The organism is Nocardia sp. NPDC055321 (assembly GCF_053645575.1).
This window is the reverse complement of sequence record NZ_JBSHMS010000043.1, coordinates 1-10,910: the sequence shown is the minus strand read 5'-3', so window position 1 is coordinate 10,910 and position 10,910 is coordinate 1. Positions and strand designations below refer to the sequence as shown.

Here is a 10,910-nt window from a genome sequence, read left to right as displayed (position 1 = left end):
GGAGAGGCCGTTGCGCGCCTCGATCGATCACACCGCCGCCCGACCTGCGGGAAGCGATCCCGTGACGGTGGGCGTCGGGCCCGTCGGTCGCGATGACGTGCTCCGCGTGGCGCGGCACGGCGCGGCGGTGGAACTGTCCGCTGAGTCGGTGGCCGCCATGACCGCGAGCCACGCCCGGATCCGCGAGCTCGCCGGCCACCCCGAACCCGTGTACGGGGTGTCCACCGGATTCGGCGCCCTGGCCACCCGGCACATTCCGCCGGAGCTGCGAACCCAGCTGCAGCGCAGTCTCATTCGCTCGCACGCCGCGGGCTCGGGAGCCGAGGTCGAGCCCGAGGTGGTGCGCGCGCTCATGCTGCTGCGGCTGTCGACCCTGGCCACCGGCCGGACCGGCGTGCGCCCCGAACTCGCCCGCGCCTACGCCGATCTGCTCGGCGCCGGGCTCACCCCGATCGTGTACGAGTACGGCAGCCTCGGCTGTTCCGGCGACCTCGCGCCGCTGGCGCACGTGGCCCTGGCCGTCATGGGCGAGGGCCGGGTGCGCACCGCCGACGGTGAAACCCTGGACGCCGCAGCCGCTCTGGACCGGCACGGCCTGACTCCCATGGTGCTCGGGGAGAAGGAGGGCCTGGCCCTGATCAACGGCACCGACGGCATGCTCGGCATGCTGGTGCTGGCGCTGGCCGACCTCGAGCGGTTGCTGACGCTGGCCGACGTGGCCGCGGCCATGAGCGTGGAGGGCCAGCTCGGCACCGACCGGGTGTTCGCGGCGGACCTGCAGGCGCTGCGCCCGCATCCGGGACAGGCCGTCGCCGCGTCGAACATGCGCCGGGTACTGGCGGATTCGGCGATCGTGGCCAGCCATCGCGGCGCGGACTGCGCCCGCGTCCAGGACGCGTACTCCCTGCGCTGCGCCCCGCAGGTCGCGGGCGCGGCGCGCGACACCCTCGCGCACGCCCGGACCGTGGCCGAGCGCGAACTCGCGGCCGCGGTGGACAATCCGGTGGTCACCCTCGACGGGCGCGTGGAATCCAACGGCAATTTCCACGGTGCGCCCGTCGCGTACGTGCTGGACTTCCTGGCCATCGTCGCCGCGGACGTGGCGAGCATGAGCGAGCGGCGCACCGACCGCTTCCTGGACGTGGCCCGCAACCACGGGCTGCCCGCCTTCCTCTCCGACGACCCGGGCGTCGACAGCGGGCACATGATCGCCCAGTACACCCAGGCCGCCATCGTGTCCGAACTCAAGCGGCTGGCGAATCCGGCCAGCACGGACTCGATTCCGTCCTCGGCGATGCAGGAGGACCACGTGTCCATGGGCTGGGCCGCGGCGCGCAAGCTGCGCCGTTCGGTCGACGGCCTCACCCGCGTACTCGCCATCGAGATCCTCACCGCCGCACGCGGAATCGACCTGCGCGCGCCGCTGACCCCCGCGCCCGCGACCGCCGCGGTCGTCGCCGCGCTGCGCGCATCGGTCCCCGGCCCCGGGGCCGACCGCTACCTCGCGCCCGAGATCGACGCGGCGGTGCGCCTGGCCGCGACCGGGGCCCTGGTCGCGGCAGCCGAGTCGATCACCGGCCCGCTGGACTGATCAGTTGCCGCTGCCGCCCGCCCCGCCCGCCTGATTGGCGGCGCCGGGCGCGGACGAGTCGGGTGCGGCGGGCGTCCACGCCTCCACCACACCGGGCACGCCGTCGTTCACCACATAGCCGGCGCGGGTGGCGATGGGCGCGCCCCGCCGGCGGATGTACGGAACCACCCGGAAATCGCTGTGCAGCCGATCGTGATCGAGGGTGACCCGGACGTACCCGCGCTGGCTGTTGAAGAACTTCACGTCCGGATTCGCGGCCAGCAGGGTGCGGCCGGTGTCGTTCATGTCCGCGCCGTCGCCGCCGCTGCTGATCGAGGTGCCGGTGAATTCGGCCGCCACGACGGCGGAGTCGAGATCGTCGAAGTCGCGCCGCAGATCCGCCGCGTAGTTGTGATGCCGGTCGCCGGTGATCACCACCAGGTTGCGCACGTCGCGATCGGCGGCGGTTCCGAGCAGCGTATTGCGGTCGGCGACATAGCCGTCCCAGGCGTCGGTGCCGAGTTTCACCCCCGGACCGGTGTCGTAGTCCGAGCGCGCCATGGCCACCTGGTTGCCCAGGATCTGCCACCGCGCGGGGGAGGAGGTGAGCCCGTCCAGCAGCCAATCCCGTTGCCGGGCACCCAGAATCGTGCGATCGCCGGCGAATCTGTCGGAGCAGCCCGCCACCAGGCTGCCGTCGCCGCACGCCTGCTTCGTGCGGTACTGGCGGGTGTCGAGCAGGGTGAAGTCGACCAGGTCGCCGAATCCGTAGCGGCGGTGCAGCAGCATGTTCGGGCCCGAGGGCAGCTGCGCGATCCGCAGCGGCTGATGCTCGTACAGGGCCTGGAAGGCCGCGGCCCGGCGACGCCGGAAGATGGGCGACAGGCGATACACGTCCACGCCGATGCCGCCGGAGTTCCCGGCCCAGTTGTTGTCCACCTCGTGGTCGTCCATGGTCACCAGCCACGGGAACGCCGCGTGCGCGGACATGAGCGAATCATCGGATTTGGCCTGGGCGTAGCGCAGCCGGTAGCCGCGCAGATCCACGGCTTCGCCGGTGGGCGCCTCCTCGTCCGGCTTGCCCCGGCCGTTGGTCCAGCCGCGCTCGTAGATGTAATCACCCAGGTGCACCACGAGATTCAGGTCCTCGCGGGCCATGTGGTCGTAGGCGGTGAAGAACCCCGAGCTCCAGGACTGGCACGAGGCGAAGGCGAAACGCATGCGCGCCATGGCCTGTCCGATCGCGGGTGCGGTGCGCGTCCGCCCGACCGGGGAGATGTCCGAGCCCGCACGGAAGCGGTAGAAGTACCACCGGTCCGGCTCCAGGCCGCCGACCTCCGGATGCACGCTGTGCCCGAGCTCGCGGGCGGCCACCGCGCTCCCGCGCGCCACGACCCGGGTGAACGCCTCGTCGTGCGCGACCTCGTACTCCACGGTGACCGGCGCGTTGGCCATGCCCGCGTGCCCGTCCGGGGCGAGTGGATCGGGCGCGAGCCGGGTCCACAGCACCACTCCGTCCGGCAGCGGATCGCCCGAGGCGACCCCGAGCCGAAAGGGGTAACCGCCCAGCGGGCGGGTCCGGGCGAAGCGGCTACCGGCGGCTACGCCCGTGCCCGCGAGCACCGCGGCGGATCCGGCGGCGCCGAATCTCAACAACTGCCGACGCGACATGGCCATATCTCACGGTACTTCCCGTACCCGGGCCGCTCCATGAACACCGAACGGTGCCCCGCGGAACTTCGGCTTACCACCCGGTGCCGGGCGCCGTGATCAGGCCCGGACCGCTCCGGGCCGCACCGCCGCGCCGAGCAGGCGCAGTTGTGCGACGAGTTGCGCGACGGTGTCGGCGTCGTCGGCGGGATGCTCGTGCTCGGGCCGGTCCGCGCCCCGGCCGATGGTCGCGCACGCGTTCTCCACCAGGACGCCACCGGCCACGGTGATGATCCGGCGCAGATCGACCAGGGCCCGCGCCTGCGCGCTCACCCCGCCGGCGGGCGCGAACAGCGCGGTCTTCTTCCCCTCCAGCGCGCCCTCGCCGTAGGGCCGCGAGGCCCAGTCGATCGCGGTGCGCAACTGCTCGGGCAGGAGATCGTCGATCGCGGGGACGAGCACCAGGACCGCGTCCGCGACCAGGATCGACTCGCGCAGGTTCGCGACCGCGTCGGGCACCTCGGCGGGCTCGTCGGACTCCGGGACGGCGTCGGGTATGCGGTCCAGCCCCTCGAAGATCGCCACCTCGATACCCGGCGGCGCCGTCCGCTCGGCGGCTTCGGCCAACCGTCTGCTCACCGGGGCCTCGCGCAGACTGCCGACGAGCGCGAGAACATGCAGCGGTGTCATGACTCCTCCGGTGGACGCGCGGGAACCTCACGGCAGCGATGGTCGAGATCGTGACGGGCCGATCGAATGTACCCGGCGGACTTGCGATCCGGTGGCCGGAACGGTATTTCGCCCCGGCGAATCGCCGGATTCGGCCGGCCCGTGACCGTGCCGGCGGGCGCGGGCGCGGGTACCCCTGCCGGTGGTACCCGCCGCCGCTGGTATTCCGCCCGGTGGTACCGGCCGCCGATCGAGGTCATGACTGGGGTATCCGGCCGGTTGCCAACCGGCACTGCGCATTCAATATTTGCCTGATGAATTCCACCCGGACGGACCAGTCGGCCCTGCGCCCCGGGCGGCTCACCGCAGCCGCCAAGAAATTCCTGACCTGGGACGCGAATCCGGGCGTATTCGGGATAACCATTCCCTGCCCCGTGCCGGTCTCGATGGGCGCGGACGACGGCCGCAAACTACTCGGCGCACTCATCGACAATCACGAATCGCTGCGCAGCCGGTACACCTACGGCGATGAGGCCGCCTGCCTGATCGACACCGAGATCGGCGCCGAAACCGACAGCGACAGAATCGATCTGCGGCTCGTCGACATCGACGACGTGGGACCCGACGAGATCGCGGGGGTGATCGCGGAGGAGACCGCGAAGAGCAATCTGCGCATCGATCCGCCGACCGGCAAGATCGTGACCGCCGCGCTGCTCACCCGCTCGTTCGACGTCAATATCCTGCTGCTCACCATTCACCACATCGCCATCGACGGCGTGGCCATGTGGGTCATGTGGGACGACGTCGCCACCTATGTCCGGCAATGGGAAGCGGGCGAAGCCATTTCGCTGACGCCCGAACCCATCACCGGTTCGGAATGGGCGACATTCCTGGACGAACTCGCGCCCACCCGCGCCGGGGAATTGGAATCCTGGCTCGCGGCCTCGGATTCGGAACCCAATCTGCTCGAGCGCGCCGCCGAACCGGCCTCCGCGCACCGGGACGGCGTCATCGAGGGCGCGGTCGCCGCCCGCCTGCTCGACACGCTGCCCGGCGCGTTCGACGCCTCCTACACGCGAATCCTGCTGGTGGCCCTGGGATTGGCCATCGAGGACGTGCTCGGGGTACCGCGCTCGATCCAGGTCCAGAAGCACGGCCGCTACAGTCGCCTGCGCCCCGGTACCGACCTGAGCCGCACCGTGGCCTGGCTCTCGGACGACTATCCCTGGCTGGTCCGCCCGGCGCCCGGCGACCACGGTGCCCGCCTGCGCGATGCCATCGCCCGCTTTCCCGCCCACCCCGAGGACTTCACCCTGCTCTTCTGGCACGACCCGGGTAATTGGCCGCACGTGGCACGCTTCAATTTCCCGAAGTACTACTTCAACTTCCTCGGCGATGTCGGCGTGTGGATTCCGGGCGCGCATTCGGCCGAACAGGCGCGCCTGACGGTCTTCGACATGAGCATGTTCCTGGGCACCAGCGAACTCGACGGCGTGCGCAGCGTGCACTACTCGGTGCACTCGCCCACCGGCGGCATCGGCATCGAGCGGGTGAACGAGATCGTGGCGCAGTGGCTTTCGATCCTGGCGACGGTGGAGGCGGGCGCGTGAGCCGCATTGTCATCGTCACCATCGGCAGTCGCGGCGACATCGCGCCGCTGACCGGTCTGGGGGTGCGCCTGCGCGAGGCCGGGCATCGGGTGACGGTCGCCGCGCATTCGGTCTTCGAGGAACTGGTCACCGGTTGCGGACTCGAATTCCGGCTCATGGCGACCAATCTCGACATCGACATGACCTCCCCGGATGTCGACAAGCGCAAGGCCGGTTGGGCTTTCGCCTCGCCCGCCGGGGTGCGCGCCACCGGCCGGGGCATCATCGAGGCTCTACGCGACGAGCCCGCCGATCTGCTGCTGTGCGCACAGCCCGCGGAATTCGCCGCTCTCGCGCTCGCGGAGGCCAAGGGGATTCCCGCGATCGGGCTGCGATTCCAGCCGATGTCCGCGACCGCCGACAATCCGCCGTCGTCCATGGGCGCGTTCTCGCTGGGCGGGTTCGGCAACCGCATGGCCGCCGAAGCCGGCGCGTGGATCGTGGATCGCGCCTACGGCGGGGCGATCGCGGATCTGCGCGCGGAACTGGGCCTGCCCGTCGTGCCCGCCCGCGAACTGCGGCGTCGCCGCACCGCGGCGGAATGGCCGGTGCTGCACGGATATTCCGAGCACGTCGTGCCCCGTCCGGCGGACTGGCGTCCGGGTCTCGAGGTGACCGGGTACTGGTGGCCGCCGCGGCCGCTGAACTGGGAACCGCCCGCCGAGCTGGTGGAATTCCTGGAAGCGGGACCGCCACCGGTCTTCCTGAGCTTCGGCAGCATGGTCGACAGCGCCGAACACAGCGCGCGGGCCTCGAAGCTCGTGGGCGAGGCGTTGGCGCAGGCCGGTGTGCGCGGCGTCGTACAGGCGGGCTGGCTCCAGCTCGACGTCACCGGCGAGGACATCCTGACCATCGGGGAGGTGCCGCACGACTGGCTCTTCCCGCGCATGGCGGCGGTCGTGCACCACTGCGGCGCCGGGACCACCGCGGCGGGGCTGCGCGCGGGGGTGCCCGTGGTCGGCGTCCCGGTCTATTCGGATCAGCCCTTCTGGGCCGACCGACTGCAGCGGCTCGGGGTGAGCGCCGCGACGATTCCGTACCCGAAACTGACCGCCGATCGCCTGGCCGCCGCGATCCGCCTGGCGGTCACCGGAAGTGGGGTTCGGATGAACGCGGCCCGCACGGCCGCCGCCCTCGCGGACGAGGACGGGATCGGCGCCGCCGTGCGCATCATCGAAGCGCACCTGGCGAATTCACCGGCGGCGACCATCGCGGCATCGGGGGGAGCCACCTCGACACAGTCGCTCGCCGCCCCGTCGGCCGCGGTGCCGACCGTCGAGACCCCGGTGGCGACAACGCCGTCCATTGAAACCTCATCGGTCCCGGGGCAGTCCGCCGATACCCAGGTGGTCGCGGCGCCGACCGCGATGATTCGGGCGACGCCGGCGCAGCCCACCGCGACATCGGCGTTCACGGAAGCGGGAGATCGATGAGCCGGATAGTGATCGTCGCGATCGGTACGCGGGGGGATGTCGCGCCGTTGACCGGGCTCGGCCTGCGGCTGCGCGAGGCGGGCCACGAGGTGGCCATCGCCGCTCACGAGCCCTACGCGGCAATGATTTCCGGGTGCGGACTGCGGTTCATCGAGCTGGGTCTGAACTTCGGGTTCGCGGGGACCGAGGCGGAGATCCAGGACCGGATCACCAAGGAGTTCAACACCCGGCTCGGTTTCCGGGTGATCGGCGAGGGGCTGATCGCGGCGCTGCGGAACGAGCCCGTCGACCTGCTGCTGCTCTCGCCGTACGCCGAGTTCGCGGGGCATCCGTTCGCCGAGGCGCGTGGAATCCCCACCGCCGGTGTGCGTTTGCAGCACATGTCGGCCACCGGCGACTTCCCGCCGTCCTTCACCGGCGGCTGGTCGCGCGGGCGGCTCGGCAATCGGCTGTTCGCCGACGCGGGAGCGTGGGTGGTGGATCGGTACTACCGCCCGGTCATCGCCGGGTTCCGGCGCGAGCTCGGACTGCCCCGGATCTCGGCGCGCACGCTGCGCCGGCGCCGCACCGCGGCGGGATGGCCGATCCTGCACGGGTTCTCACCCACCCTGGTGCCGCGACCGGCGGATTGGCGGCCGGGCCTCGAGGTCATGGGCTTCTGGTGGCCCGCTCGGCCCGACGGTTTCGAACCGCCCGCGGCGCTGGTGGAGTTCCTCGCGGCGGGCCCGCCCCCGGTGCTGGTGAGCTTCGGCAGCAACATGAACTCCCCGGAGCGCACCGCCGAGCTGGGCGCGATGGTGCGCATCGCCCTGCGCGCGGCCGGGGTGCGCGGCCTGGTCCAGGCGGGCTGGTCCGGGCTGGGCGTCACCGACGACGACGTGCTGAACATCGGTGAGATTCCCTACGACTGGCTCTTTCCCCACCTGGCCGCGGCCGTGCACCACTGCGGCGCGGGCACCTGCGCCGCCGCGCTGCGCGCCGGCATCCCGACCGTCGCGGTGCCGAAGATCCCCGAACAGCGGTTCTGGGCGCACCGCACCGCATTGCTCGGCGTGACCGCCGACCTGATAGCCGAGTCCGAGCTGACCGCGCCCCGGCTCACCGACGCGATCACCAGGGCCGTGACCGATACCGCGTTGCGCGCCAACGCCGTCCAGGTCGCCGCCCGCATAACCGCCGAAGACGGCGCGGGGGAGACGCTCCGGGTCATCGAGGAACTGCTCGCCCGCGCCGAACCGGCGACCGCGCACTGACGTCCGGCGTATTCGGGGCCCGGGTTCTGCCCCCAAGCGCGGTGTCATCGGATGCGCCCGGCTGTGATTCGCAGAGCGGCAGCAAATTTCGGGGCGGCAACGGGTTGCGGTGCGGGGTCGCGGAACTGCACGCGCCCTTGGGTGTCCCGTGCTGGGTAACTCGTTCCGGCTCGTCCTCATCGAGCGGGGACGCCGACCGGCTTCCGCCGGACAGCAGAACGCCGGCACGACACTCGCGGAAGGTGTCGTGCCGGCGCTCGTTGCATCGCCGGGGGCCGAATCAGGCCGCGCCGATGGGCTTTCCGAAGAAGGACGCCAGGGTCTCGCCCAGGGTGTGGCCGAGCATCTCCAGCTCACCCGGGGTGCCGAGCATGGACGGCATGTCGGTGGTGGAGCAGCCGGTCGGCGCGGGCTTGCCGTCGAGCCGGTCGAACAGCCACATGAGCGCGGCCGGGCCGCCCACGACCTCGGCCACGACGTGCTCGCTCGCCCAGTCGCGGGTGTAGGTCACCTGGGCGGACGGATCGGCGCAGTAGGTGTCGACCAGCTGGTTGGCCGAGGCCAGCGGCAGGATCTCGTCCCACTGCGAATGCCACATGTACAGCGGCATGTCCGGCAGCGTGGTGCCCAGCTTGGTATCGGCGAGCACCTTCTGCACCGCGGGTTCGGCGAACGGATCCGGGCTGTTGATCAGGCCGTAGATGTTCAGGAAGGGCAGCAGCGCGGTCTGGTACTGCACGCACAGCGGCGCCTTGATCGCGCTGAGCACCTGCCCGACCGGGTTGAGCTTGGTGTCGAGCAGAGCCTTGAACTCCGGGTACTCGCGGGAGAGGCCGAGCACCGCGCCGAAGACCAGGCCCGCGGTGGCCTGGTTGTTGGCCATGTTCAGCGCCGCGCCCAGATCGGCGCCGGTGCCGCCGGAGGCCGCGCCGACGATATTCAGTTCGGGCGCATAGGTTTTGCGCAGCTCGGCGGCGTGCATGGTCGGCATGGACCCGCCGGAGTAGCCGTACAGCGCGGTCGGCGCGCCCGGTCCGGCTTCCAGCGGCGCGAACGAGGTCGCGGCGCGCACGCCGTCGAGGGTGATGCGGCCGCCGAGCGGGCCCGCGGCGTACGCGGAATTCGGGCCCTGGTGATCGGGGATCACCACGGCCATGCCCTGCTGCAGCGCGGCCTGCGCGAAGAGGAATTCGGCGGGCGCGACGATCTGCCCCAGGAAGGTCGAGGGCGACAGGTGCTGCAGCGCGTACGACGGGCTGCAGTAGCCCTGGGTGGAATCCTCCGCGATCTGCACCGAGAGCAATTTCCGCGGGGTCGGCGAGGTGCCCCGCGGCTTGATCAGGGTGGCGACCGCCGCGATGGCGTCGTCCCGGCTGTCATTGGACCGGTAGGACACCTGCCAGGCGTCCACGTTGAGCGGGATGAGCCCGAAATTGGCGAGATTCACCTGGCGGGCGGCGATGATCCCACCGGGCGCGGTGGCGGCCACGATCTCGGGCGCGGGGCGGTAGAACCCCGGATCGAGCTCGGGCGGGAGCGGGATCATCTTCACGGGTTCGATCGGCGGCGTTGCCGGTGCGTCCGGCTCGGCGGCGGCCGGCACGGTCATCGCCATCACCGCGACCAGCGCGGAGAGGGGGATCACCGCCAACCGCGCCAACCGGCCGAACCTGTCCCTGGTCTTCATGGGTACATTCCTTCACGGACTGTGAGACTTCTCGGTCTCAGAATTGCGCCCACTATGCCATCCCTGTGACCCGGACCGCAATAAGCGATGTCGCCGGGGCGAAATCACCCCGATGTGGTCGGCCTCACCGGGCGCGTGTAATTCGCGCGCGCGTTCGCGATACTCGGACGAACTCGAGAGTTATTGCGCGGAAACGTAATTCGATACTCGACCGCGGAATTCCGGTGTGCACCGGTCATACTTGTGCCGCGGCGGGGTAAGGACACATGAATGTCGTTTTCCGCGCTCCCAGGGCGCGTTTCATGGCCGGAAGACGGTCGGAGGGGAGCACCGCTCTCGATATCGCGCCGCCTGGGCCGCCGGTCCGGTCCATCCGATGGACCGACCGGCTGGAGCACGAAGTGGACGCCGCGCTGACCGCGGGCGAGGCGGGCCTGGAGGCGGTGGCGCGGCGGCTCGCCGTCAGCCCGCGCACACTGCAGCGCCGGTTGGCGGACGAGGGCACGACCTGGCGACGCGAACTCGAACGCGCCCGGCACCGGCGCCTGCTGGCGAGCGCCGGGTCGGGGCTCACCAGGGATGAGCAGGCCGCCCTGCTCGGCTACGCCGATCCCGCCTCGCTACGCCGGGCGCTGCGCCGCTGGGCCCTGCGAAACTGAGCTTCTTCCGGCCACCGTGGCGTGTTCGTACGAACGTGGCGTCTTCGGCCCTGGGCGGGCGGCATGCCATCCGGCAGGCTGGAAGCCGGGAGGTCGCCCCCGAATTCGCCCGATTCCCGGCGACCTCCCATCTTTCGCGCGGGCGCGCCGAATCGGCGCGCGACCTGCTTCCCGGCCGGGTGGACGGTGGAATCAACGGTGATTCGGTGCCATCCGGCCGGTTCATGACCCGTCGACGCGAGGCGCGTAGGGGGGTCCCGGGCGCCGCGCGGCCCCGGGGGGGGGGGGGTTTGGTTACCCAAATGGTAAATACAATATGTTTTAAAAAAAAGAAGCTGCC

At 71.1% G+C, this 10,910-nt stretch carries 7 protein-coding genes and 1 pseudogene; 5 read left to right on the top strand and 3 right to left on the bottom strand.

The window, feature by feature from the left end; all coding sequences use genetic code 11:
- The first annotated feature begins 61 nt into the window (after positions 1–61).
- Entirely contained in the window at positions 62–1,591 is a 1,530-nt protein-coding gene (gene hutH, locus ACWIGI_RS38940; protein ID WP_454208652.1) for a histidine ammonia-lyase, read from the top strand.
- On the opposite strand, the gene ACWIGI_RS38935 is transcribed toward hutH, so the two are convergent.
- On the bottom strand, positions 1,592–3,247 hold the full coding sequence (locus ACWIGI_RS38935) for an alkaline phosphatase D family protein (RefSeq protein ID WP_454208651.1): 1,656 nt from the start codon (positions 3,245–3,247) through the stop codon (positions 1,592–1,594). It lies immediately after the preceding gene.
- Between the two features lie 93 nt (positions 3,248–3,340).
- On the bottom strand, positions 3,341–3,910 hold the full coding sequence (locus ACWIGI_RS38930; RefSeq protein WP_454208650.1) for an NAD(P)H-dependent oxidoreductase: 570 nt from the start codon (positions 3,908–3,910) through the stop codon (positions 3,341–3,343).
- 293 nt (positions 3,911–4,203) lie between these two features.
- Between ACWIGI_RS38930 and ACWIGI_RS38925 the strand changes: the two genes are divergently transcribed.
- The 3 genes and pseudogenes from ACWIGI_RS38925 (at position 4,204) to ACWIGI_RS38915 (ending at position 8,224) form a co-directional block, all read left to right on the top strand.
- Positions 4,204–5,499, top strand: a complete 1,296-nt coding sequence (locus ACWIGI_RS38925; RefSeq protein ID WP_454208648.1) for a condensation domain-containing protein — start codon at positions 4,204–4,206, stop codon at positions 5,497–5,499.
- A pseudogene (locus ACWIGI_RS38920) lies at positions 5,496–6,704 on the top strand (glycosyltransferase); the annotation flags it as partial. The gene ACWIGI_RS38925 and the pseudogene ACWIGI_RS38920, both read left to right, overlap by 4 nt.
- 263 nt (positions 6,705–6,967) lie before the next feature.
- Complete coding sequence (locus ACWIGI_RS38915; protein ID WP_454208646.1) at positions 6,968–8,224, top strand: glycosyltransferase; 1,257 nt, start codon at positions 6,968–6,970, stop codon at positions 8,222–8,224.
- A gap of 280 nt (positions 8,225–8,504) precedes the next feature.
- Here the strand turns inward: ACWIGI_RS38915 and ACWIGI_RS38910 are convergent, their stop codons facing one another.
- Positions 8,505–9,911 carry a lipase family protein gene (locus ACWIGI_RS38910; RefSeq protein ID WP_454208644.1) on the bottom strand — a complete coding sequence of 469 codons (1,407 nt, stop codon included), beginning with the start codon at positions 9,909–9,911 and terminating at the stop codon, positions 8,505–8,507.
- A 302-nt stretch (positions 9,912–10,213) separates the two neighbouring features.
- Here ACWIGI_RS38910 and ACWIGI_RS38905 point away from each other — a divergent pair, with 302 nt between their 5' ends.
- Positions 10,214–10,570 carry a helix-turn-helix domain-containing protein gene (locus tag ACWIGI_RS38905; RefSeq protein ID WP_454208643.1) on the top strand — a complete coding sequence of 119 codons (357 nt, stop codon included), beginning with the start codon at positions 10,214–10,216 and terminating at the stop codon, positions 10,568–10,570.
- The last annotated feature ends 340 nt before the right edge of the window (positions 10,571–10,910 follow it).